General features: G+C 44.7%; 23 protein-coding genes and 4 tRNA genes. 12 read left to right on the forward strand and 15 right to left on the reverse strand.

What is annotated here, in order from left to right; translation table 11 throughout:
* Positions 1-94: 94 nt before the first annotated feature.
* Positions 95-655, forward strand: coding sequence for a hypothetical protein (locus CVV44_03000; GenBank protein PKL40586.1), 561 nt, complete (start codon positions 95-97; stop codon positions 653-655).
* Positions 656-730: 75 nt separating this feature from the next.
* On the opposite strand, the gene CVV44_03005 is transcribed toward CVV44_03000, so the two are convergent.
* The 8 genes from CVV44_03005 to CVV44_03040 all read right to left on the reverse strand — a co-directional run bounded on the left by CVV44_03005 (position 731) and on the right by CVV44_03040 (position 9,858).
* Positions 731-1,207 (reverse strand): hypothetical protein, encoded by a 477-nt coding sequence (locus CVV44_03005; protein PKL40587.1) that lies wholly within the window; start codon positions 1,205-1,207, stop codon positions 731-733.
* A gap of 43 nt (positions 1,208-1,250) precedes the next feature.
* Positions 1,251-1,730: a hypothetical protein gene (locus CVV44_03010; protein PKL40588.1), complete on the reverse strand. Its 480-nt coding sequence runs from the start codon at positions 1,728-1,730 to the stop codon at positions 1,251-1,253.
* On the reverse strand, positions 1,727-4,123 hold the full coding sequence (locus CVV44_03015) for a hypothetical protein (GenBank protein ID PKL40589.1): 2,397 nt from the start codon (positions 4,121-4,123) through the stop codon (positions 1,727-1,729). The genes CVV44_03010 and CVV44_03015 overlap by 4 nt, the downstream gene beginning before the upstream one ends.
* Positions 4,124-4,134: 11 nt before the next feature.
* Positions 4,135-4,908 carry a hypothetical protein gene (locus CVV44_03020; protein ID PKL40590.1) on the reverse strand — a complete coding sequence of 258 codons (774 nt, stop codon included), beginning with the start codon at positions 4,906-4,908 and terminating at the stop codon, positions 4,135-4,137.
* A 78-nt stretch (positions 4,909-4,986) separates the two neighbouring features.
* On the reverse strand, positions 4,987-5,445 hold the full coding sequence (locus tag CVV44_03025) for a cytidine deaminase (GenBank protein ID PKL40591.1): 459 nt from the start codon (positions 5,443-5,445) through the stop codon (positions 4,987-4,989).
* Positions 5,420-5,836 (reverse strand): hypothetical protein, encoded by a 417-nt coding sequence (locus tag CVV44_03030; GenBank protein PKL40592.1) that lies wholly within the window; start codon positions 5,834-5,836, stop codon positions 5,420-5,422. The genes CVV44_03025 and CVV44_03030 overlap by 26 nt, the downstream gene beginning before the upstream one ends.
* 331 nt (positions 5,837-6,167) lie before the next feature.
* Positions 6,168-7,403, reverse strand: a complete 1,236-nt coding sequence (locus CVV44_03035; GenBank protein ID PKL40593.1) for an acetyl-CoA C-acyltransferase — start codon at positions 7,401-7,403, stop codon at positions 6,168-6,170.
* A gap of 34 nt (positions 7,404-7,437) precedes the next feature.
* Positions 7,438-9,858, reverse strand: coding sequence for a 3-hydroxyacyl-CoA dehydrogenase (locus CVV44_03040; protein ID PKL40594.1), 2,421 nt, complete (start codon positions 9,856-9,858; stop codon positions 7,438-7,440).
* Positions 9,859-10,252: 394 nt separating this feature from the next.
* On the opposite strand from CVV44_03040, the gene CVV44_03045 reads away from it, so the two are divergent.
* From CVV44_03045 to CVV44_03060, 4 genes are all read left to right on the forward strand, one after another.
* Positions 10,253-10,325, forward strand: a tRNA-Cys gene (locus CVV44_03045).
* Between the two features lie 99 nt (positions 10,326-10,424).
* Positions 10,425-10,509: transfer RNA gene (locus CVV44_03050), tRNA-Leu, on the forward strand.
* Between the two features lie 226 nt (positions 10,510-10,735).
* The gene (locus CVV44_03055; GenBank protein ID PKL40595.1) at positions 10,736-10,951 is read left to right on the forward strand and encodes a hypothetical protein; all 216 of its coding nucleotides are present in this window, start codon (positions 10,736-10,738) and stop codon (positions 10,949-10,951) included.
* 123 nt (positions 10,952-11,074) lie between these two features.
* Positions 11,075-11,404, forward strand: a complete 330-nt coding sequence (locus CVV44_03060; protein PKL40596.1) for a hypothetical protein — start codon at positions 11,075-11,077, stop codon at positions 11,402-11,404.
* Here the strand turns inward: CVV44_03060 and CVV44_03065 are convergent.
* Together CVV44_03065 and CVV44_03070 are read right to left on the reverse strand one after the other, a co-directional pair.
* Positions 11,348-12,088 carry a TIGR00730 family Rossman fold protein gene (locus CVV44_03065; protein ID PKL40597.1) on the reverse strand — a complete coding sequence of 247 codons (741 nt, stop codon included), beginning with the start codon at positions 12,086-12,088 and terminating at the stop codon, positions 11,348-11,350. The genes CVV44_03060 and CVV44_03065 overlap by 57 nt on opposite strands.
* A 51-nt stretch (positions 12,089-12,139) precedes the next feature.
* Positions 12,140-12,718 (reverse strand): hypothetical protein, encoded by a 579-nt coding sequence (locus CVV44_03070; GenBank protein PKL40598.1) that lies wholly within the window; start codon positions 12,716-12,718, stop codon positions 12,140-12,142.
* Between the two features lie 461 nt (positions 12,719-13,179).
* Between CVV44_03070 and CVV44_03075 the strand changes: the two genes are divergently transcribed.
* Together CVV44_03075 and CVV44_03080 are read left to right on the forward strand one after the other, a co-directional pair.
* Positions 13,180-14,847, forward strand: coding sequence for a beta-N-acetylhexosaminidase (locus CVV44_03075; protein ID PKL40599.1), 1,668 nt, complete (start codon positions 13,180-13,182; stop codon positions 14,845-14,847).
* Positions 14,844-15,995, forward strand: coding sequence for a hypothetical protein (locus tag CVV44_03080; GenBank protein PKL40600.1), 1,152 nt, complete (start codon positions 14,844-14,846; stop codon positions 15,993-15,995). Before CVV44_03075 ends, CVV44_03080 begins: the two co-directional genes overlap by 4 nt.
* A gap of 58 nt (positions 15,996-16,053) precedes the next feature.
* Here CVV44_03080 and CVV44_03085 read toward each other — a convergent pair whose 3' ends face one another.
* The 5 genes from CVV44_03085 to CVV44_03105 all read right to left on the reverse strand — a co-directional run bounded on the left by CVV44_03085 (position 16,054) and on the right by CVV44_03105 (position 19,895).
* Complete coding sequence (locus CVV44_03085) at positions 16,054-16,944, reverse strand: hypothetical protein (protein ID PKL40601.1); 891 nt, start codon at positions 16,942-16,944, stop codon at positions 16,054-16,056.
* Between the two features lie 146 nt (positions 16,945-17,090).
* Positions 17,091-17,291, reverse strand: coding sequence for a hypothetical protein (locus tag CVV44_03090; protein ID PKL40602.1), 201 nt, complete (start codon positions 17,289-17,291; stop codon positions 17,091-17,093).
* Between the two features lie 92 nt (positions 17,292-17,383).
* On the reverse strand, positions 17,384-18,532 hold the full coding sequence (gene alr, locus CVV44_03095; GenBank protein ID PKL40603.1) for an alanine racemase: 1,149 nt from the start codon (positions 18,530-18,532) through the stop codon (positions 17,384-17,386).
* A 60-nt stretch (positions 18,533-18,592) separates the two neighbouring features.
* Entirely contained in the window at positions 18,593-19,087 is a 495-nt protein-coding gene (locus tag CVV44_03100) for a hypothetical protein (protein PKL40604.1), read from the reverse strand.
* A gap of 55 nt (positions 19,088-19,142) precedes the next feature.
* The gene (locus tag CVV44_03105) at positions 19,143-19,895 is read right to left on the reverse strand and encodes an RNA pseudouridine synthase (protein PKL40605.1); all 753 of its coding nucleotides are present in this window, start codon (positions 19,893-19,895) and stop codon (positions 19,143-19,145) included.
* A gap of 57 nt (positions 19,896-19,952) precedes the next feature.
* Between CVV44_03105 and CVV44_03110 the strand changes: the two genes are divergently transcribed.
* From CVV44_03110 to tig, 5 genes are all read left to right on the forward strand, one after another.
* On the forward strand, positions 19,953-20,453 hold the full coding sequence (locus tag CVV44_03110; protein PKL40606.1) for a hypothetical protein: 501 nt from the start codon (positions 19,953-19,955) through the stop codon (positions 20,451-20,453).
* 77 nt (positions 20,454-20,530) lie between these two features.
* A tRNA-Leu gene (locus CVV44_03115) sits at positions 20,531-20,612 on the forward strand.
* Between the two features lie 14 nt (positions 20,613-20,626).
* Positions 20,627-20,698: transfer RNA gene (locus CVV44_03120), tRNA-Gly, on the forward strand.
* Positions 20,699-20,846: 148 nt separating this feature from the next.
* On the forward strand, positions 20,847-23,447 hold the full coding sequence (locus CVV44_03125) for a hybrid sensor histidine kinase/response regulator (GenBank protein PKL40607.1): 2,601 nt from the start codon (positions 20,847-20,849) through the stop codon (positions 23,445-23,447).
* A 410-nt stretch (positions 23,448-23,857) separates the two neighbouring features.
* Entirely contained in the window at positions 23,858-25,222 is a 1,365-nt protein-coding gene (gene tig / locus CVV44_03130; GenBank protein ID PKL40608.1) for a trigger factor, read from the forward strand.
* Positions 25,223-25,312: the final 90 nt, after the last annotated feature.

The following is a 25,312-nucleotide window of genomic DNA, read 5'->3' on the forward strand; positions in this document are numbered from 1 at the left end:
TATTGAATTAATTGAAAATAAATCCATATAATCGGAATTTATAGGTTATTGTTGTACATATTGGAGAATCGTCATTTAAAAGACGGAGAGGATCATGAAAAAAGAATATATTAAATATGAGAAACTGTCCCTGGAAATCAAAAAAGACATCGAAAGGCTCCATAATGAAAAGATGAAGCAGAACAGCTCCCTCTCCATAGAAGATACCATGATTGACTGGTTCACGGACAATTTTGACAAATGGCTTAATGAGAATTATGCCGGCAGTGATGATGCCGGTAATAAGCGTCGTCATTTCAGGCTTGATATTGAAATCCCCATAACAATTATAGATACACTCATTGAAAGTGCCGGCGATGATGAAGATGCCTTGACCCTGGTGGGGAATGTTATAAATATCAGCCGCGGCGGACTTTATTTCAAATATAACCGCGCTATTGAAGTTTCTTCCATCATAAAAGTCATGATTGACCTGAGCCGCGTTGACAAAGACCTTGAGGACGTGGAGGCTCTGGCGATGGTTGTCCGCTGCGATAACCTTGAAGATGAGTACGGCATCGGCATTATGTTCAGCAGTATCTACGACTCCGACAAGGAAAATCTGGAAACGTTTATTTTTAAAAGCCTGGCTTATTATATCTATACAAACAGGTGAGACGGCTGGAGATATTATTTTCTCAAGATGCAGCCGGTGGGCGGGGTTTATTGTCCTGGAAGCGTATTACGTTTATTATTCCCTCGGTTTTGATATGGTATTTACATGTCTCTGCAGATTGTCGCGTTCGATATCATAAAAGAAAACATAATTGTTCTGGCACCGGATGTCCTTCTTGATGAGCATGCCGTAGGTATTGACGATATTGATTATTTCCGCCGTTGATTTCTGATTAACAATTCTGTTTTCCGATATGAGATATTTTTGAAGTGTGGATATGGCCCTTTTTCTTGCCTTTTCCTGGACAGCGTCTATATCGGACTCACATTCTTCCACGGGAGCCAGAATGATTATGCGGAATGTGCGGTCAGAAATAAATCCTTCCTTCATATATCTTTTTTCAAATTCTTCGGGGCTGAGATTCTCTATGCTGCATGATGTGCTTTTATTATCAGCATTCTCCTTTACCTTCTTACCGGAGCATGAAAGGCCGGGTATGAGCAGTACTAATGATAATAAGAATAAAAGGAGTCCATTGATATTTTTGTTCATTGAGTGCCCCCTGAAAATGTGATATGTATCATCTGGTTTGCGACTATTTGCATTCGATAGAATCAATGTCACGTCTCAGGCCCGATTTCCTGATGCGGTATACGAGGACAACGGAATAGTCTTCCCTGTAGTATTCCTCGGCTATATATCCGTATTGGATATATCTGCGGACCGAGGCCTCGATTTTTTGCCGTGCAGGCACCGGGTTTATCGCCGGCTGATTTTCTCCCGGTTTATCCGCATGAATATTTTTTGCGCAGATATATTCCACCAGATCGTTTATGGCCGTTTCCGGACATCCGACCTTTGCCTTGAGGAAGGCGCTCTCCCTTTGTTCAACCAGCCCGCCTGTATCCTTGTCGGGCGATTCGGTTATCACTGTCTGAAAACAGTCATCATTGATGAATCCCCTGTGGGTAAAATTATTCATTGATTCATCATTTATCGGCGCCGATGAGCAGGAGATAAATGCCACAGCTGCCCATATGGCCAGCTGTGTTATAATGGTAATTCCTTTTTTCATTGTTTTCCCTTCATCAGATTGATGATATTCTGAATCTGGTCAGCTTTGGGATGATTGGGCTGCATTGTGAGAAGTTTTTCGAAGTGAAAAATGGCTTTCTGATTATCCTTCAGTTGTCGGTAATATATCATACCCATCTCTTCATGAGCTTCATAGAGGTTTTTGTTGAGCTGTACCGATTTCTCTAAGGATTTAACGGCTTCCTGGTAATTACCCTTATCCCTGTAGGCAAGGCCGAGGAAAAAGTGCGACTTGGAATCCGTGGGCTGTATACTCAGGCATGTTTTGTATTCCTCTATTGCATCTTCATACATTTTTGATTCACGATACGCGTTGGCCAGGTTGAAATGAGCCTCGAACGAACGGGGATTGTTCGACGTCGCGTTACGGTACTGTTCAATGGCTTTGTCAAAGAGCTTGTTTTTCGCATACAGTTCTCCCAGGTTGATGTATGCCATGGTGTAAGAGGGATTGATTGAGATTGCCTTGGAATAATTCTGTATGGCGCTGTCATCATTGTCCAGGGCTTCGTAGGCTTTCCCGATCTGGTAATATGAGGCGTAATCATTGGGTTTTATTTCGGCCGAGCGGTTAAAGAGGGCTATAGCCTCGTTGTATTCCTTCTTGGCGTTAAGGATAAGTCCGCTGTTGAAAACGGCCTGGTAGTACTGGGGATCCAGGGTGAGGGTTTTATTGTAAAATTGCTGGGCGTTGTTGTATGACTTCATTTCATGATACGTCTCGGCCAGCTTGAAGTTCGTATCAGGGTTGTCAGGCCGCAATTCCAGGTCCTTGGTGAAGTACTGTAAAGCGGTAGGATAATTTTTCGCCTCCAGGTAGATGTTGCCCAGGTTGAAATAGGCCCGATCCATCTTCGGGTCCTGTTCAATGGCTTTTTTGTTGTCCTTGATGGCGCTGGTATTATCCTTAACTGCCATATAAGAAAGGCCCCGTGAATAATATGCTTTCGGAAAATTGGGCTGATTGTAGATGGCCTGCGTGAATGATTTGATCGCGGGATCGTATTTTTTTTCCATGTAATAAATAAGACCAAGGCGGTAGTGTGACTCGGCATTTTTGGGATTAGCCAGAAGCGAATCATGGAAAGATTTTTTAGCATCATCATACATCTTGTTATGCTGGTAAATCCTTCCCAGCCAGTGGTGTGAGTAATCATCGTTTTTATCGACATCTACGGCCTTCCGGTAAGCCTTGACAGCGTCATCAAATTTTCTTTCCTCCCGCAGTTTGTCGCCCAGCTCCCTCCATTTGATTGCCGACTCTTTGACATTGTTACCTTTTTGGAGCGGTTTTTTAGATGTATCGGAGATATCCGACGATTGATCCGGTATGCCTTGATTGTCGAGGTTGTCGCCGGAAGATGTATCGGAAACATCCGTGCGGTCAGCCGAGGTGTCGGTTCCGCCTTTGCCGGAATCAATCACTGCTACAGCACGGTCTTTTTTGAGTTTGGACAGGGCATCGGCATATTTTCTTTTCAGCTCCTTGTCTCTGCTGTTGTATTGCAGGGCAGCCCGGTAATATTTTGCCGCATTTTCGTAATCTTTATCTTTGGCGTAAATATCGCCGATGCGCTCCGCCGCACCTGCATCAGCCTCATTGATACTGAAGGCTTTTTTGAAAGCATTCAGGGCTTCGTCTGTTTTTTCCTGCCTCAGGAGGGATTCTCCTTTTCCGCGGTAGAACTTGGATTTTGAGGGATCAAGGGCGATAGCTTTATCGAAATTATCAATGGCTTGATCGTATTTTTTTATCTGATGATAGAGATTGCCAAGGTTGTAAAAATTTTCTGCTTCCCGGGGATTTGCCTTGACCCCCTTTTCCATGGTGGAAATGGCGCCTTTCATGTCACCTTTACGCATTTGATGCTGGGCAATGTTCCAGTAGCTGTCAGGATCGGCAGGGTCTATTTTTTGAGCCTGTTTATATTCTTTAAGAGCCTTTGTATGTTCGAGCTGTTTATCGTAAACATTCCCGAGCTTGTTGTATGCCCTGGGATAACGCGGTTTAACCGATTTTGCATATTGAAAAGTTTTAATGGCATTATCGTAATCGCCCTTGAGGGCATAGGCATGGCCAAGTTCATTAAGGGCGTAATAATCCCTGGGATTGAGCTTCAGGGCTTTTTTGAAATAATCTATTGCTTCATCAAAATCTCCGGCATCCTTGTAAAGGGTTCCGATTTTTGTCAGGTATTCCGGGTTCGTGGGATCGGTTTTAAGAAGCTGCATGTAGAGCTCAATCTGTTTGTAGCGCTGGTCTTCAACTTCGGGGATACCGTTCGATTTGAAAAGGAAATATCCTCCCGTCAAGAGGAGAAGAAGGAGTATCCCTCCAGCTACAATTTTTTTTGAATCAATATTGTTCAACATAATTCCTCCTTCTATAATTCATCATCGAGGTACAGTCCCTCAACTTTTTTCTTGGTTTTTTTCGATTCATTCCCGGCCTTTTTGTCACTGGCTTTGTGCTCTGCCGTGGTCAGTGTCGCGCCGCCCAGCAGGAGAGCTTCTTCAATGGTTACTTCGCTGCCCGGCGGAGGCAAAATAAAATTTGGATCTTTAAGGAGCTGAATGACCCTTCGTATGTTTTCATACTGGGGGTCCTCAGGTGCAGCGCGGAGATAGGTTTCCCAGCTGCGTATTGTATTTTCCTTGTCGCGGACAATCATGAGATAGGTGAGGCCAATATGATAATGGGAAAATTTCAGCGTGCTGTCCACGTCAAGGGCTTTCTGAAAATTTTCAATGGCCATGTTCCCGAGTTTCTTGTAATAATATATCTGGCCGATTCGGAAATAATTTTCCGCTATATCGGGTTTGAGGTCAAGAGCCTTTTTATAGAGATTCAGTGCTCCGTCATAATTTTTTTTGTTGAGTAGAATATCGCCCAGGTACGAATAGGTCAGAACATTTTCAGGATCCTGTTTCAGGCTCTCCTGGAAAAGGACTTCAGCCATTTCAAACTTTTTCTGGTAGAAATATTTCACCGCTTTCTTGTAAGTATCATTCTTTTTCGCTTCTACCTGGGAAAAGGCGGTATGTGAGGGCGCGGCACATAAAGCCAGGGTGATCAGAAATATTTTTCCCACTATTATATTTTTCATTTGTCTTCCCAGCCTTGCATATAATTTACATGATGTATTCCCGATGTACATTTATCTATTAGACAGAAAAGATATAAAATTGTTCTGCAAATATTTCCGGTTTTATTTAAATGATTTATTGTGCTTGCCTTATGAAGGTTTTTTTTGAAAGACAATCATTTCAATACCGGCTTCTTTTACCATTTCATCGGCCAGCGGATCAACATAGGGTGAATTGAATATAAATTTTGTGATGCCACTATTAATGAGCATCTTCGTGCAAATGGAGCATGGCTGATGGGTAACATATATGATTCCGTTCCTGATCTGAACGCCATGATACGCGGCCTGGATTATGGCGTTCTGTTCCGCATGGAGCCCGCGGCAAAGCTCGTGTCTTTCTCCTGAAGGGACATTAAATTTGGTTCTCAGACAGGTTTCAGGTGTGCAGTGAGATATGCCGCTGGGCGGGCCGTTATAACCGGTAGTAAGTATTCTTTTATCCTTGACAACGACCGCGCCTACGTTGCGGCGTATGCAAGTGGAGCGAGTTGCCACATCTTCGGCAATTTTCATAAAATAATCATCCCATGAAGGGCGGTCTCTCATTGTGATACCTCATGCATAAATTTGATTTCGGTTGATACAGGCACGGAGAGATTGAGTGAATACCGGCTTCCAATACTATTCCAGAGATTCCAGGTATCATTTCATCTCTTAATTTCCTGCTGTCAGATTTAAGGATCAAAACGCTTTGACGCGATTGTTTTTTATTTATATTGGAAAAACGAAGGGAGATATAGTCATACTTCATAGCGGATGAATGATATTTGTCACCCGATTCTTTGTAATAGAAAAAAACCAGGATCATCACAATAAATATAGCGTCTATAACCAGTACCATGCGCAATATTTTTTGCGTTCCGGCTCCTGCTGTCGATTGGTTGTCAGAACGTATTTGCTTCAGTGTTTTCTCTGAAAAAGTTTCCTTGTCTCCCATGGATCAATTACAATGATCTTTCAAGCTGCTCAATTCCTGTTTTTATGAGATCATATTCCCTGGTATCGACCTGAAAAGTCACCAAGTATTTTTTGAAATAGTTCAGCTGATCAATTTTCCATCTGTTTAATTCTTTCTTATTGTGGATCATGGCCCATCTCCTTTAATTTGCAAGTCTTTTATTAATAATGGGAGCTGCATATGCTGTATTATATTATCGGCTGAAAATATGTTTATATTTAGAGGATTGTTGTTAATACCGGGAATAACCTGTAGATAAAAAAAAAGGGCGCCCTTTCGGACACCCTTTTTTATATAGTGAAATGGTCAATTAGTCAACAAGTTCAAAAAGACCAGCTGCGCCCATTCCGCCGCCTATACACATGGACTCGATACCATATTTCTTACCAAGTCTCTTCATGTTGGCAATGAGAGTAGCAGCAAGTTTTGCGCCGGTGCATCCCAGAGGGTGACCGAGAGCAATAGCTCCACCATTGACGTTTATGATTCTTTCTTTGCTGTCGGACAGGAAGTATTTTTTGTCTCCAATGCCGATTTCCTGTGCGCAATAAAGTGCCTGTGATGCAAAAGCTTCGTTAAGCTCGAAGATGCCGTTTTTAATCATATCATTGATGTCCAAACCGGCCATTTTCAGAAGCTTGGGAATGGCATATTTCGGGCCAACACCCATTTCGTCAGCTTTACATCCGGCAACTGCATAGAGTTTGAATTTGGCTACGGGTTTTACGCCGTATTTTTTCAGGCCATCTTCGCTCATAAGCAGGGTAGCGGCTGCGCCGTCAGTGGTCTGTGAGCTGTTACCGGCTGTTACAGTTCCGCTGTTAGCAATAGTTGGGTTGGCAGTAGAAAAAGCGCCTCTCAGCTTGCCAAGTCCTTCAACTGTTGTTTCGGCTCTTACACCGTCATCAAAATTCTGCATGAAGGTTTCTTTTTTTACAGAACCGTCTTTCTGTGTCACATACTTGACGGCAGGTGTTTCAACGATCTCTGTAAAATAGCCGTTCTTCTGAGCTTCGGCAGCTTTCATGTTTGAATGAAATGCGAATTCATCCTGCATTTCACGGGTGATATTGTAGCGGCGTGCAACATTTTCCGCCGTGATACCCATTGAAATGTAAACATCGGGATTTTCCTTTGCCCACTCGGGGTGAGGACGAGGCATGTTGCCGCCCATAGGTACTATGGACATGGACTCACAGCCCGCTCCGATGCAAACATCTGCCATTCCCGTCATGATCCTCATCGCTGAAAGAGCTATGGCTTCCAGACCGGAAGAGCAAAAACGGTTTACTATTGCTCCTGTTGTTTCATCGGGGAATCCCGCCATCTGGGCGGCGATCCGACCGAGGTTAAGCCCCTGTTCGGCCTCGGGGAATGCGCATCCGAGCATGATGTCTTCAACGGCGGCTTTTTCAACTTTGGCGCGAACCATAAGCTGCTGCAGCGCGTGAACAATTAAAGACTCAGGCCTGGTCTGTGCAAGAGCACCCTTGTTACGTCGACAACCGGGGGTTCTTACTGATTCAACAATATATACGTCTCTCATTGATATTCCTCCTGAAATCGTTATTAAAGATAAGTTATATCATCAACGGCTTTCCTGTTGCCAGGATATGTGCTGCCATTTTCTGAGTATTTTCAGTCTTCCACAGCTCAACGAAGGCTTCTCTTTCGAGTTTCAGCATGTAGTCTTCCGATACATAGCTGCCGGGCTGTGCATCACCACCGGAAACAACGTATGCGATTTTTTTCGCAATCGTCATCATATGGGGAGTGATATATCCACCGCTCTTCATGTTAAGCATTTCTGCGTCGACCATACCCTGGGCCGCACCACCCATAACTCTGATGGGAGTTTTTGCCGGAGGAACGTATCCGTCTTCAACCATTCTGAGAACTTCCTTTTTGGCTTCGCCAATGAGGTAGTCCTTGTTCATGATGATTCTGTCTTTGGGGCCCAGGAAGCCGTTATTGCGGGCTTCCATGGCTGACATTGAAACCTTTGCCATGGCTATGCTCTGGAAGCAGGGCAGGAAGAAGTCCGCCATATCCGTGATGGTTACGCATCCCGGTTTGCTTTCAGTCATTTTGCGCCACAGGTTTGTACATCCGCCGCCTGCGGGAAGGAGACCGGCTCCGATTTCAACAAGACCCATGAAGAGTTCAACGTGGGCAACGATTTTGTCCGCTGCCAGACATGTTTCAGCACCGCCGCCCAGCGTCATGCCGTAAGGAGCGGCAACTACCGGGAACGGAGCATATTTCTGACCAAAGATGGCTTTGTGAACGTTGGCAATAAAAGCGTCAATTTCAGCGAATTTTCCTGCCTTGGCAAGTTCACCCATATAGCCAAGGTCGCCGCCGGCTGAGAATGCACCGGGCATACCAGGAGCCTGGTTGCCTATGACAAGACCAATACCTTCTTTGGTGACGATTTCGCCGACTTCGGGAATGAAATCAACGATGCCGCCGTTGATGGCATTCATCTTGGTGGTGAATTCCATGCAGAATACGCCGTCGCCAAGGTCGATGAGTGAAACTGAAGGAGTTGATTTAACAACCTTGCCTGCTTCCTTCAGGGTTGAAAGGAAAATCATGTTGTCGCTCAGTATCACATCTTTATACTGTGATGAAGCGAAATCAAAGTACTGACGTTTACCGTTTTGTACTCTGTAGAAGGTTTTTGCACCGGAAGCCAGCATCTTTTCGATGTTTGCCGGTACAGCAATTTTATCGGCCTTCATTCTCTTAACAGTATCTTCCAGGCCGACGTTGTCCCACATTTCAAAGGGGCCAACTTCCCATGCATATCCCCATTTCATCGCGTTGTCAATCTCAACGATGGTGTCAGCGATTTCAGGAATACGGTTTGCGGCATAGCATACTGAACTGGAGATGAGTTTCCATGCGAATTGAGCCTGGGGGCTGTCTCCAGCAAGGACGGCTTTTTGTTTTTCTGCCAGAGTTGTTTTGGTTTTAGCCTCTGCAACGTTGGCGGGAATGGCTTTCCTGTCAAACTCTGCCTGTTCGCCTGTTTTAGGGTTGAGTACGAGTTTGGATTTTTTCCAAGTCTTGGGATCCAGTACTGATTTGTAGAATCCACCGACGTCTTTGGTTTTGTTACCGAACATTTTCTTTGCGATCATATCGTTGATGAACTGGGGAACTTTATACAGATCCCTTCTTTCATCATTTTTCAGCAGTTCGTATGAGTTTTCGCAGAGGTGGTGAATCGTGTCAAGACCGACCATGTCGGCAAGAGCGAAAACACCTGTTTTTGGAAGTCCGAAAGCAGGTCCGAACATCGCATCAACCTCAGGAACTGTTACGTCGGAATCTTTAATGAGACTCCATGCTTCAGCAATGAGTTGAACGCCGATTCGGTTTCCGATGAAGTTCGGGGTATCTTTGCCCCATACAATCCCTTTACCAAGGACTTTTTCTCCCCATTTGGAGATGAATTCACATACATCTTTTTTTGTATCGGGTCCGGCAACGAGCTCAAGGAGCTTCATGTATCGAACGGGATTAAAGAAGTGCATTATAAGAAAGTTTTCTTTGAAGCCTTTGCTTCTTCCTTCCGACATTGCTGCAAGGGGAAGACCTGAGGTGTTTGATGCTACGATTGCGGTAGGTTTGCGAATCTTGTCGATCCTTCCGAAGAGTTCCTGTTTGATCTTCAGGTTTTCAACAACCACTTCAAAGATCAGATCACATTCAGCAAGTTTGTCGAAATCGTCAGTCAGGTTGCCTAACTTGATAAGCTCAAGGTCGGCCTTTTTGTCGAATATAAGACCGGGTTTGGCCTTTTTTACTCCTTCGAGACCTGCTGTGACGATCCGGTTTCTTGCTTTCGGATCATTTTTTTCTTCGTCTTTTAGATCAAATGGAACAATGTCCAAGAGTAAAGTAGGGATCCCAGCACCAGCACAGAGAGCGGCAATACCACCCCCCATGATACCAGAGCCTATAACGGCTACTTTTTCGATCCTTCTTGTCATAAAAACCTCCTATGAAAGTCTTTCTTTGTAGAGAAAGTTGAAGATTGTTTAAGCCATTACCGGTTATGAAGTTGCTTGTCTCTTTTCTCCCCTTTTTTCCCCAAGAAAAGATAAATGGAAAAAGCATATGTGATGCTTAATGCAATTTATACAAACTCACAGTAACGGCATTAAGTAGGTTCAATTATTAATTGGCAATATAATATGTCAATATTTATAAGCATTTCTGAAAAATTAATTTTAAAAATGAAACGGTACTGATATATCCTGCGGCGGGTGTATGAGAGATACCAGTGTATGCTGAGGGCATAGGAGGAAAATTCAGATACCGTGAATATTTTAAGTTGACAATAGCATATTGGTTCAATATATGGTTGATTCTACACAGTTATACGGCGCCGTACCCAAGTGGCTAAGGGAGAGGTCTGCAAAACCTTTATGCAGCGGTTCGAATCCGCTCGGCGCCTCATTTTATCTTTCAATAAATAAATCCGTTTTAGAAGACACCCCGTATTCATAGAGTGACACTATATTCGATGAAGGTTTCGGGAAGCAGGCAAATACCTGCCCAGGTGGTGGAAATGGTAGACACAAGGGACTTAAAATCCCTTGGACCTTGCGTCCGTGCGGGTTCAAGTCCCGCCCTGGGCACATAAAAAAAGGTGAGGATATGAGCCCCGCCTTTTTTTTTATCTGTAATGCTGAAGGTGTATAAATAATTCTGCCGGGTATAGAGTGGCTATTTTCCTGTTTCCTGAGAAGTATCATCGGTAAACTCTTCTTCTATTTCTTCTTCCTCTTCTTCATCTTCTTTTTTTACTTTATCGTTGCTTTCGGTCCTGGTTTCTTCTTTTTTGTTTACAGGCTCTACTTCTTTTTGCTTTTCAGGAATCACGACTTTTTCAACTGTTTCTTTTTTTTCAACCGCCTCCGGGACAGAAGGGGCGGAGAATATGAGACTTCCCATTACCGTATTGAAAACTTCACTATATCGGTAGAACTGATCAACGGTGCCGCTGCACTCAATGGTGAGCAGTATATTTTTATGGCGGACAATAAGGACTCTCTGGATAATTTTTCTGCCCCGGGATGAATATTCGAGAAGCAGAAGTTTGCCTTTGGTTTCCCGGTCTATGGCGACTTCTCCGGTCTCAATAATTTCAAAGGCTCTTGCACCGATTCCCTTGGTATACCAGTCAACCCATTTTATCTGCTGTTGCAGCAGTTCATCACCGGCTTTGATCGCGCTTATCTTTATCTCCGTGTATGTCCCTTTCTGGAACAGAAGAATATATTTGTAGGAAAGATCGGCCTCGGTTTTTTTCCAGCACTGGGGGATCATGATACTGAAGCCGAACGTTGGATTTCCATGCCTGGTGAAGTTTTCGCCGCTGTTATTCCTGTCGCGGCGGGCCGCCGCCGGAAGGGAGATGAAAAGGATTGCGAGAACGGTGAGGATTTTTTTTTGCATAGTATCCTTCATGCCTTATCAGACTTCGTGGTAAATCTCGATATACTCCATGAGATTGATCATCCGCGGTTTTAATATATTTATAGCCTCGGCCGGGGTTGAAAAAAAGTGAATGAGCTTCATGTCTTCCGGTGATATCAGTTCCATTTCCACGAGCTTGGGGAAATTGATCAGATCATTCCAGTAATCCCTGTCATATAATAGAATAGGAAGATCGAACTTCTCAATTTTTTTCGTTTGTACCAGGGTTAGAGATTCAAAAAGTTCATCCAGGGTACCGAATCCGCCGGGGAAAACAATTATAGCTTTTGCGTGATAGAGGAACCAGAATTTTCTCATAAAGAAATAATTAAATTCAAAATTAAGCTCCGGCGTGATGAAGGGATTGCATCCTTGTTCGTTGGGGAGTTCGATGTTAAGGCCGATGGTCTTTTCCCCGGCGCGGTGAGCGCCCCTGTTGGCTGCTTCCATTATGCCGGGCCCGCCGCCGGTACAGATATAAAAACCGTTGCCAATTTTCTCCTCAAGCTCGCGTCCCATAAGGACCATTTCGTAAGCCAGCTCTTCGGCGGCAATATAGTATTTATTTTCCGGAGTAAATCGTGCTGAACCAAAAAATACCACGGTGTGGAGAATGTTTTTTTCCTGGAATCTTTTTTCAGGTTCCAAATATTCGCTCAGGATTCTGATGGCCCGCGCTTCGCGGGATCGAAGGAATTCCGGGTTGTCAAAGGCCAGTATGGTTTTTTTTGCGTTCATCTGTTTGCAGTAACCCTGATTTCTGTATTTTATTGAAGACAGTAATAAATGTCAGCCGTATCTTTTTTTTCGTTTCATGTTCAGGATGGTGCCGTCGGTATGTTTTGAAACAGAGCTGGACAGCACTTTTTCTTTGTCAATGAGATCAATGGTAACAGCGTCCATAAAATGAAGGATTATTTTTAGTCCGGCCCCGATTCCACGCAGTGGAACTTCTTCGCCGTTGATTCTGACTTTAATTTTGCTTTTTTCTGATTCCGTGGCGTAGATGATTACCTGGTCATGGTAGGAGTCGGACATGTTGTCCGGTACGGCATGAAGGACGTGGAAGATATCAAGTCCCTTGCCGTGGTCGATGATGGTGGCATCAAATTCCTTGTCGTTGATGGTGTAGCGGATGGTGATATCGCGCGTATCATTGTTTTGATTGCGATGCCGGTATTTATTCAATGTCTCCTGCACGGCATTGGTGATGGATTCATCCATGGACAGCACTATCTCATCTATATCGTCCTGGGCGTAACCGAGCTTTTGAAGATCTTTTATCAATCTATCAATTACACTGGGAACTATGGAAGTGTTTGCCGTATAGCTGTCCAGAAAACCTATTTCGCGTTCGTTCTTAACCATAAGATAGTGACACGTAGCTGTCGTGATTGTCGCCTTTATCAATTTTGATATTTATGAGCCTGTTAATCGATTTTACAATTTAAATTTTTTAGTACGAGTTTCTTACTCTAATAATTTACACCAAAAAATCAATAACTAAATTAAAATTTATATGAAAAGATCGGAATGTATTGCCGTTATAATTTTAATATTGAATTTCAATTCATTAACTCATAAGTGCCGCCGAACACGTTCCCGTTGTCAAGTTATTATCCGGATGATTGAGTAAAAATTGAATAATATTATATTTTTGTCTTTATGTCAACATTGTCTGTCCGCCCGTTCGGGTTTTGTGGGACCGGCCGGTCAGAATTCATTTTTATTACAGTATTCGGATTATTGATTGCTGAAATTAACACGATTACTATTATTGCATGCAAATTCTTTTTCTACATACTAACTAACTCTCAGGAATTATACAGATGAAAAAAACAAAAGTAAAAATATTTTTCCATACTCCAATAATACTGTTGTTATGTTTGATAGTCACGACATGCGGGAAGAAGAGAATGTTTGAAAAGGCCGATGCCCTGATCAGTACACTGTCTATGGAACAGAAGATCGGGCAGATGCTCATGGTGGCCCTTCCAGGAAAAGCCATGAATTCCGATATGGAGAAAATACTGGAAAAATTTCTTCCCGGAGGTGTTATTTATTTTGGATACAATCTCACCGACGATAAGGGCATCGCGGCGCTCACCGGGGAGATACAGATTAAGTCCATGCAAAACAGCGGTATTCCCGTATTCGTTTCCGTTGATCAGGAGGGTGGCAGGGTCGTCAGGATAACATCGGGAGTTACACAGTTCCCCGGGAACATGGCCGCCGGTGTCGGTGGAGACCGGGATCTGGTTTTTCAGTGGGCACGTATACTCGGCATGGAAATGAGAGCGCTGGGTATAAATATGAACCTGGCTCCTGTATTGGATGTAAACAATAATCCGGAAAATCCCGTCATCAATACACGTTCCTTCGGTTCTGATCCGGAACTGGTGGCGGGAATGGGGCGGGCCTACATTAAGGGGCTCCAGGAATCGCGATGCATCGCCGTGGGGAAACATTTTCCCGGCCATGGAGATACCAATAAGGACTCGCATCTCACCCTGCCGGTGATCCATTATGGAATGGACAGGCTGAAAAGAATTGAGCTTCCCCCCTTCGCCGAAGCCATAGATGCCGGCCTGGAATGTGTCATGACAGCGCATATCGCCTTTCCTGAAATTGTCGGTAATACCGATTCGGCTACTATTTCACCATTTTTTCTCACCGATGTTTTGCGGCGGGACATGAAATTTGAGGGAGTTGTCATGACCGACGATATGGAGATGAATGCCATCTCAGGAAAATACGATCTGGGTGAGGCCGCGGTAAAATCAGTACAGGCCGGTTCGGATATAATCCTGATCAGTTCTTATGGCGTCAATACGGAAAAAATTTTCAGCGCACTCATGGAAGCCGTCCGGAAAGGTGCCATCGACGAAAAGAGGATAAATGATTCGGTGAGGAGAATCATCGAGTTAAAATTACGATATAATATAATGGACTTTAAAGAGAACAGGGTAGTGTCGGGCCATGTTGAATATTCCGAAAAGGAAAAAAAACTGGAAGGGAAGGCCGGTGAAGTAAACGAGATGCTGTCGCGCAACGCCCTTTATTATTACGGCAGGGACGATCTTCTGAAGCCGGGACAGGAAACGGTAAGGGTGTTTGTTTCGGGAAGCGATGTTTTACGCCGGTCCCTGAAAAAGGATAACAACGATTTCATCGTGGAAAACATTTCCGGGTTGCAGGGAATTCTGAGGAAAATAGGCAAATCATCAAAACCCGTCATTGTCTATTATCATATTTATAAACCTGATTTTGCCGAGCTGGCCATGGTGAAGGATATGACCGGAGGGAAATACATGGAATGTGTTCTTGTCAGCAGCGGCGATCCCTTCCCGGTGACCAGGACCGGCATGTTTAAATCGTATCTTCTGTCTTTTTCGAATACGGATATCTCTCTTGAGCTTCTGGCAGAATGTCTGAACGGGGCGGTGACTCCACTAAAAAATAATTCCGTCTACCTGGGGATGCCCGGTGTGAAATGAATTATGGCCTTTATATTCATGTCCCTTTTTGCAGAAGGAAATGCGATTACTGCGGTTTTTATTCCGTAGCGGCCGATGCGGGAAGCGATGGCAGCTATCCTGCTATACGCCGTTATGTTCCCGCCCTTGTGAATGAGATAGAGAGCCGCCTGGAAGCGGCACCGGGCATCACGGTCGATACAATTTATTTCGGCGGCGGAACGCCCTCCCTGCTGTATCCCGATGAAATATCCCGTATCATCGAAACTATTGGACGACATACCGTTATTGCACCGGGTACCGAGGTATCCATTGAGGTCAATCCCCACGATCTTTCACGCGACTACCTGGAATGTGTCCGGGATGCGGGCGTAAACCGGGTAACCCTGGGCGTCCAGACCATAAATTCACGCTGGCACGACATACTGGGGAGGTCGGGAAGGGTCTGCAGCGTGGATCTTCTCGATATGTTTTTCGGCATCAGCGGTTTTTCCCATTGCCTTGATATCATGACGGGCATACCGGGACAGACCGTTGACGGGTTCCTGGAAGAGCTTGATATACTGGTGGGCTATGGCCCGGTTCATATCTCGGCCTATCTGCTTTCCGTCGAAAAAAATACTGCCCTGGCACGGCGCATGACCGCCGGCGAGGAGATGGAGAATCTTCAATATGACATCTACCGGGCCGCCATGTCCCGTCTTGTGGCGGCGGGTTATGAACATTATGAAATATCGAACTACTGCAAACCGGCATTTTATTCACGGCATAATATGAAGTACTGGAGATTCGAACCATACATGGGATTCGGGCCCGGATCCCATTCCTTCGTCGGGGGGGAGCGGTATTGCAATGAAACACCGCTGGATGACTACGTGGAAAAGAAAAATTTTACGTTAAAGATGGATGTGAGGAATCGAAGCGATGCCATGGTGGAATTCATCATGACCGGGCTTCGCATGATCCGCGGATTTACCTTCAGCATGTTCCAGGATTATTTTCACGAAGAAATTCCTCATGTCATTGTCGAAAATTTAAAAAAGATTGAAGAGAAAGGGATGGTCGCAATAAGCCGGGAGGGGGAGGACGCGCGTGTTTGTCTTACAAAGGACGGGATCATGATGGCCGATGCAGTAATATATGAAGCGGTAGAGGATATGCTGCGGTGACGGAATGCCTGCCTGCGGCGAAACAGGCATTGCTTTCGTCTGACGTGTATCCGCTTCGCTAATCCCTGATGACGAAGTATTTACTGTATGTGGTATGGAGTCTCTTGTAATAATCGGCGGTCTGTGTTCTTCCCGTCTGCGTGTAGTAATACTGAAGCAGTTCACTCGATCTGATGATGAACATGTTCATTTCCCTGCCTTTCATTCCACCGGATATTTCGGCGTTTCCATGTTTGAGCATCTCCAGGGCGAGATTGGTGTGCTGGCTGATTCTCGCCACATCGGATTTAAGGGTGATATCTTCGTTTTGAATGAGGCTGTTTATTTTTTCAGTATCGGTACCGCCAGAGAGGAGAAAATATTTTTTAATTCCTGCCATTGTCTGGCTTATCAGGGATTTGAAATAAGCGATCTTCAGCCGGTCCCTGAAAAGTTCATAGGCTCTGAGTTTATGGTCGTCCGTTTGCGGTGCCTCGTTGTATTTTGCCTTGTATATGCTGAAGGCCAGACGCTCCACCTCGCGGCAGTCAATATCCTGCACTATCATTTTTGACAGTTTATGATAGTTATTGGGGTTTCTTTCCAATATTTTAATATACAGATCAATTCCCTTGATGGCCTCCGTATAGATGGGCAGGGCCTTATGGGAGTATAATTTCTGCCCCATGTACTTTGTGCCCTCTATTATCATGGATGATTGCGCGGTGAGGAGCAGCGCATCCATATCGGGCTCAAAGTCCAGGGATGACCGTCTTTTTTTCTCTATGGGTTCGATTGGCTTCCGGGGGTGCGGAGTCTCGCTGACAGGAACCGGATCATCACCGTGAGAGACAAAATCGTCTTCAAATGTAAAAAGTTCATTGTCGGGGACGGTGGTCTCCTCGTGTTCTTTTGAGGACCCGGGTTCATCGTCGAATAAGGATCCAAAATCTAAATTGTCATCGGGCATTATGGGACACCTGGCTTTTATTAATGATATCGTGAATATAGTCCGTATAGTTTATATTTTCAATATAAAAATTTTTCTGTAGCTATTTAAAAACAGGCTGCGGAATATTAATACCGGGGATACTTAAATTGGAAACCGTACCCTGGTCAGCCTTCCAATATGTCATATACGAAATTGAACATGATCAGGTTGGAAAGCACGGCTTTCAGGGGCATCCCTTTAGTGACGGATATGAGGTGTTCATGGTCAACATCCCGGTACTCCCAGTCACCCCCATTAACCAGTATGGACCCGGCATACTCCATTGTATCCGCATCGTAAAGTTTGATCTCCATTGCTTTCTCCATAATTATGCAATCCGGTGAAATTATCTCGAATGTATCTATTGTCTATATTAACGCTGAATGTAGTGAAAATCTGTCAAGTTTAATATGGAATCTCATGGAATATAAATTCTGGGAACCCGTGAGCTTATATTGCAGAGAAACTCATAGGTAATGGTGGGGATCTTCTCGCATAATGATTCCAGGGGGATGCTGTCGGAACCATCGCTGCCAAAAAGGAGCACATCATCGCCATTATAGGCGGTCCCATCGCTGCCGATATCCACCGTGGTCTGATCCATGCAGATGGTTCCTGCCACGGGATAGTGTTTGTGCCGGATCACCACTTCGCCCCGGTTGGAGAGCAGCCGGTTGTATCCATCACCGTAACCGATGGGAAGGGTGATGATACGGGTCTGGGATTTTGTCCGGTAAGAATGATTGTAGCTGATGCCCGTATCGGCGGGACACACCTTGAAATATGATACTTTTGTCTTCAGGGTCATGACAGGGAGAAGCCTGCGCGACCCGAATTCCCGTTGGGGAAGGTAGCCGTGAGGATCATACCCGTAGAGCATGATGCCGGGCCTCACCATGGTATAATGGGACGCCGCATTGTTTATGATTCCGGCCGAATTGGCCAGGTGGACCAGTTCCGGCAGCATATCCTTTTTATCCAGGATTTCCAGGGTGTTGTCGAAACGGGCAATCTGCTCGCCGGTGAAAACCGGGTCCGATTCAGCCTTGGCGAGATGGGAAAATATTCCTTTTATGTCAATACCGGGCAGGTCATGGGAGTTCATGATGAATGATTCGGCATTATACCAGTGGACCCCGATACGCTCCATGCCCGTATCAATCTTCAGATGTACGGAAGCCCTTTTTCCCAGTTTCAGGGCCTCCTTTGATATGGCCAGGGATTTATCCATGGATGAACTGGTTATTTCAATATCATTGACAAGAAAATCGGCAATCTGGTCAGTATTAATGGCGCCCAGGACCAGTATCGGTGCAGTGATTCCGCATTTTCTCAGGTATACCGCCTCCTCGAGATAGGCCACACCCAGGTAATCGGCTCCCAGTGCGAGCAGTTCTTCCGCTACCTTGAGTATGCCATGTCCATAGGCATTGGCCTTGATCATGGCCATTATTCGTACCTGCGGTCCAATAAGGGACCTGACGATGAGAAAATTGTTTTTCAGCCGGGAAAGGGATATCTCCGCCCTGGTGGGACGATTTTTGTAGGTTTCAATGGTAGTTGGCATGGGAATACTGTATTAATTGATACGTAATTCACTGTCAAATGGAAAACATGCAAATGAAGTTCAGAAATTCTGTGAAAAATAGAAATAAACACCATACTGGAGATGGTCATACTGTTCTTCTTCAGGTGAGAGGAAGCTCCTTCCATTGGGACCATCAACTAATTTTGGGAATACGGGGATGATGGCCAGCATATCATTATCAAAGCCGAACCGGTAGTTGACCAGTGAGGTCCCCAGTGCGCCCAGAAACATGAACATCCCGGCAGAATCGATGCTGGAATCCTGCTGTTGATAGCTGCGATATTTGTACCCCATGTCCTGTTCCAGTTCAGTCTGTGAATATCCGGTTATATGGAGCAGACTCGTGGTAAACAGGGTCAGGCTGGTGCTTATCTGCGAAATACGGGCTGTTATGGTATCTATGGTGCTGTTTATCCTGCTGAAACGATCCGATGATGATTTTTCGTAATCGATCTTTATAGTACCATTGAAGGCGTCATCGAGGGTCAGAGCCTGTACGTTCAGAGACAGAAAAAGTAAAAACAAAATAGACATAAAACGAAATTTACACATTAAAATTAAATCCTGGTTGAAGAATTATTTTCTATATTTATGAATCTGTATAAGCGCTGTACTTTGCAGCCTCATTCTGAATCGTGTCAATAATTATTTTTTCTATTTCGGGGGTAATATTTAATTTTTCATGGAACATTGAGGGGATTTCGGCAATAAATTCGCAAAATTCATCTTTTGTCGGATGTTTTATCCTTAAAAAATATGAATGCAGGAAAATGGCATCATTCATTTTTTCCCGGGAACCATACAGTCCGTCGCCCACAATAGGTGAACCCGATTCAGACAGCTGGAGGCGTATCTGGTGTTTTTTCCCCGTAATCAGATGAATGCAAAGCAGGGCATAGGTGCTGTCCCGGACAAGGGTGATATACCTGAGTGATATTTTTTTCCCTTTAGTGTCATTTTCTTTGGTAATGACGGACCTGCCATCGTCGGTTCGAATGGTATGCTCCAGATTTACCCATTCTTCGGGCAATGCAGGACCTGTAGGTACCAGGGCAAGATACATTTTTATGGTTCTTTTATGAAGGAGCTGATCATGCAGTCGCCGGGCCGCCTTGGATGTCCGGGCAAAGACGATAACACCGGAAACCACCCTGTCGAGGCGGTGTACAATCCCCAGGAAAACCTCGCCGGGTTTCCCGCATGTCACCCGTATATAGTCTTTTACCAGATCATAGAGGGAAGTTTTGCCGGAGCTGTCGCCCTGGGTGAGGACACCGGCTTTCTTGTCCACGACGATAATATGATTGTCTTCGTAGATAACTTCAATCATGACATTCTTCATGAGAGGAATTACAATTCTGTTTGACTTTATCCATAACAATCATGGAGTATTGTCATCATGATATCTGTAAAGAAATATTTAACTTCAACCGGAATATGGACCTGGGTTTTGGCCGCCGCATTGGTGCTTTTTGCGGCAGGATGTATCAATGATCCGGTTGGCGAGGATTTCTTTAATGATCCCAGTAAGGTTATGGGCGGGTTTTATAAACCCTGTGCCCCCCATTTCGATGAAATTTCATATGCAATTTCAGGGGAGTTTTATAAACTTACATTGTCCTATAGTGACCCTTTTGAGGAGGACCACCTGATTCAGGAGTGTGCTGATGAAGCTGAAGATGATTTAGAGTACTTAATTTATGCCTCAACAGAGGACCCATCCACTCTTGATGATGATATTTTCCATAATAAGTATTATCTTTTTGCTTACACATATCTTTTGGGGCCGCAAACTCTTCCGGATCATTTTACTGATGGAACATATTATTTCTGGATGACCATCTGGGACGGAGGATGGGAGAGTGATCATAGTAACTACCTTCCTATAACTGTCCCATAGCATTCAAATTTTTACGGAAAAATATTTTAAAAAATACTTGCATATTTACCATACAAACTGTTATTGGTTTTCTGTCAGCGAGCGTGGTGGAATTGGCAGACACGCTAGACTTAGGATCTAGTGCCGAAAGGCGTGGGGGTTCAAGTCCCTTCGCTCGCAAAGGGAACACATTTGCGGGAATAACTCAGTGGTAGAGTGCAACCTTGCCAAGGTTGACGTCGCGGGTTCGAATCCCGTTTCCCGCTCAGAAAGAATAAAAATGCCGTCTTCGGTTATCGAGGACGGCATTTTTTTTATCCCCCCCTGCAGCTCAAACAAATCTGGAAAATAAAATTATTTACATCCTGGTTTTTTCTGTTATAGTAAGGCCATCCAGACGGAGAGAAACAGAAAATGATGTCATCGTTGTCCGAAAGATTACTGGTCCACTATGATAAGAATAATTATATAATCATCCAGAAAGTAAAGGTGATTTATGGAGTATGCTTTGCCCTGCTTTTTGTGACCATTATTTATTTTTTCTATCTTCTCTATGAATACCCTGAAAATACGGCCATACTGATCCCCCTTGTTTTTATGCACCTGCTCATGTATCTCTTCATATATCTGCTGTACAGGGGACATTTTTCTTTTGTGGCTCATTTTGTCCTTATCTCAATACTAACGGGTATCTGGATGGCCATTTTTCTGGATAAGGGTGAAGTATTATCACGCATGGATTCAGTACTTCTGGTCATGGGAATCCTGGCTCTTTCGCCTCTTGTAATCGTGCGCAGAGGAAAAGTAATAATTCTCTATTATGGGGTCAACGTCCTGGTCCTGTATGTGATAGTATTTTCAATGATGAAGCAGGGACAACTATTACCGGCGGAATCCGTCGAGTTTCTTCTCGACGCCACAATAGGTTTTCTTTTTTCCGGCATCGTGTCCTTTCATGTGCATAAGATCAGCATCAACGCTCTGGAAAGATATATTGAAAACGCCAATGAGATAATGCGTCAGAAAAATGAAATGGAGCAGGTGAATGAACAGCTGCAGGCATCAATGGAGGAACTGGAAGCTACCAATGAAGCCTTCGAGCGACAGAATCAGGAGCTCCTGGAAGCGCAGCACGAACTGAAAGACAGCGAATATCGCTTCAAAGTTTTGCATGAGGCATCATCGGGCGGTATAGGCATTCATGACAAGGGAATGCTGATAGACTGCAACCAGGGACTATGCGACCTCACGGGATATACTTATGATGAACTCATAGGTATGAACGGCTTATTGCTCATCGCCGAGGATTTCCGCGACATGGTTATGAAGAACATCATGAGCGGGTACGAGGAGTCCTATGATGCCATGGGAGTGCGAAAGGATGGGACGCGATACTATCTGGAAATTCTGGGAAAGCAGATTCCTTATCATGGGGCCGTTGTCAGGGTAACGGAGTTCAGGGATATTACCGCCAGGAAAGAAGCAGAAATCGCTCTCCAAAAGGAAAAAGAGCAACTGGCCGTTACGCTACGCAGCATAGGCGACGGAGTCATTACCACTGACCTGGATGGAAGGGTTGCCCTGATAAACGGGGTTGCCGAGGTTCTGACAGGCTTTTCTCAGGAAGAGGCGGTGGGAACGCATTTTATAGAAATATTCAGGATACAGCCACGGGGAGGCGCAGGACTCACGATTAATCCCGTTGAACTGGTGATAAAGTCGGGCAACACGGTAAACCTCGAGAGGGATATAGAACTGATCGGCAGGGACGGTATCGCCAGGATCATTGAAGACAGTGCAGCGCCCATTAAAAATATCGACGGTGAAATCATCGGCGTGGTCCTGGTGTTTCGTGATGTTACCAGGCGTGATTTTATAGAAAAGGAACTGAACAAGATGCAGCAGCTTGAATCTCTTGGTGTTCTTGCCGGCGGCATAGCCCATGATTTCAACAATATTCTCTCTTCGATCCTGGGCAATGTAAGCCTGGCAAAACTGGAGACGATGACACAGGAAGAGAGAATGCAGTGCATAAATGATGCGGAAAAAGCGGCAATTCAGGCGCGTCATCTCACCTCCCAGCTGTTGACATTCTCCAGGGGGGGGGTGCCCGTCCGTGAAACAGCTGAGATAAAAGATATCATCACTGACTCGGTAATCTTCAGTCTGAGCGGTTCCAATGTGAAATGCCAGTATGAATTCAGTGACGATCTCTGGCACGGTGTCGTGGACAAGGCGCAGATAAGCCAGGTTATACAGAATCTCGTGATCAATGCGAAGCAATCCATGCCGGGAGGCGGGCTTCTGCAGATACGGGCTGAAAATGTATCGCTGCCGGAACAGAATGAGTTCCATCTCTATGCCGGTGATTATTTGAAAATTTCAATCCGGGACCAGGGCGGGGGGATTCCCCGGGACCTGCAGGCGAGAATATTCGATCCCTATTTTTCCACGAAGAAGAAGGGGCACGGACTTGGTCTTTCCGTCGTATATTCAGTAATCACGAAACATGACGGATACGTGACCGTGGATTCCGAACCGGGCAAGGGGACGATGTTCACCATTTATCTTCCTGCCACTAAAGACAGACTTGCCGAAAAAAAACAGGAAGACGAAGCCGCCTGTTTCCAGAGCGGGAAAATTCTCTTCATGGATGATGAAGAGGGAGTCCGCCGGGTGGCTGAGAAGATGCTTCGGAGTCTGGGCTGTGAGGTGAAGACTGCTGCGGACGGGGGTGAGGTTTTACGGGAATACTCTGAAGCCATGAAAAATATGGTACCGTATGACCTGGTTATAATGGATGTGACCGTTCCGGGAGGCATGGGTGGTAAAGAGGCAATAGGTAAACTGAAAGAAATCAATCCTCATGTGAAGGCCATTGTTTCCAGCGGATATTCCAATGATCCGGTAATGGCGGAATACCGGAAATACGGGTTCCGGGCCGTCATCGTCAAACCCTATCGTCTTGATGAACTGAGCAAAGAAGTGATTGCCGTATTGAGTGAGAAGTTCTGATGGGCTACGCTGGTTCGTAGCGGGTAATATCCTCTTTATTTCCTATCAATAAATCTGCATAAAACTCATTGTGGATCAGGGAAACCATACCCGGGAGGGTAATGATTTTACCGCACTTTTTCTTCTGCTGAATTCAGCGATAAAACAGCCGGCAACGGGGAAAAAATGTTTGACTGTGACGCTGGATTTAAATCATGTGTAAATTTTACACAGTATAAGCAAGCCTGCTGACCTTGATGAATGCAGCCTGTCTGGAATGTTTGCATAAGTCAGGTAACTGTAGATTTAACCTGTCCTGACGGAGTCTATACATTATTTTGGTGTATGAAACCGGGGAATCTGCTGCATATAAACTCACAGCAGTGCGCAAAGGAACTGCCTGAATTCACGGCAGTTAACAATATTAACGTATAGAGGTAGTAACATTGAATATTCGGGATAAAAAACTGGAAAACTCAAGGGTAGAACTGGAAATCGAACTTCCCGCAGAGCGCGTGGAGATAGAGTATAAATCTGTTTTTGACGGCATACAGAAAAACGCTAAAGTAGACGGATTCCGGAAAGGGAAGGCCCCGATTCAGATGGTTGAAAGAAAATATATGGAATATGCCGATCAGGAAGTGGCTGAAAACCTGATGAAAAGCGCTATTGTAGACGCCATAACTGAAAAAACCCTCAATCCTATCTCTGAGCCGGCATACAGTTTTGATTCGGTCAGAAGAGGTGATCCGTTTTCCTTCAAAGCAGTGATTGAAGTATATCCCACCATAGAATTGGCCACCTATAAAGAGATTCACGCCGACGAAAAGGTCTGTAATGTTACCGATGAGGATATAAAAGATGAAATAGATTCCATCCGTGAACGGTATGCCACAGTGACTAAAAAGGATGAAAATGGAATCATTGAGAATGGCAACCTGGCCAAGATCAAGGTTAAAAGAGTTGATGAGGCTCAAGAGGATGATAACTTTAAAGATTATTCCATAATTGTGGGAAAAACAAAGGATGATTCAGCCCTGGACAAGAAAATTGTCGGAATGAAGGCCGGTGAAGAGAAAGAGGTTGAAGTCAAATATCCCAAAGACTATCATATAAAGGAACTGGCGGGAGAAAAGGTCAAATACCTGGTCAAAATTGAAGAGGTCAGTACCATGGAATTGCCGCCTCTCGATGATGACCTGGCTAAAAAAGCCAACTATGAGTCAGTGGACGATATGAAGACTAAGACCTCGGAGTATATCCATAATTTTGTGTCCACCAAGACCAGGGGGGAATCCAAATCTCAGATTATAGAATCGATAGTTAAAAATTGTACCTTTGATATTCCCGAATCCATGGTCTATGCCGAAATGAGCGCTATCTACAAGAAGACAAAGGATAGAATAGCATATCAAATGGGAATTCCGGCACAGAATCTCAGCGACTATCCTATGGATGATTTTGCTGAAATAATGGGAATGAATCCCGAAGACTTCAGGGCTAAAATCAAGACCGAGGCCGAGGCATCGGTGAAAACCACCCTGATGCTGGCCGAGGTGGTCAGGAAGGAGAATCTTGCCGTGAGCGAAGAAAGATTCAAGGAATTTGTGGAAAAATTTGCCAAGGGATACGGTATGGCTGCCGAGCAGGTTGAGGAAATGATCCAGAAAAACAACTCCAGGGAAAACATTGAAAATGAACTCATCCTTGAGGTGGCCATGGACTTTTTATATGACAATGCAAAAATCAAAAAACTGAAGCCCATATCTCTTCAGGACCTGGTGCGGCAGCAGTAATTAATGGATTGCTGCTGCCACTTATTATCCGTATATTATAAGTGGCAGACAGTGAAACATTATTGCCGGTAATGGCTATATATATTTGTA

This window comes from Spirochaetae bacterium HGW-Spirochaetae-1 (assembly GCA_002839375.1).
Taxonomy (GTDB): domain Bacteria; phylum Spirochaetota; class UBA4802; order UBA4802; family UBA5550; genus PGXY01.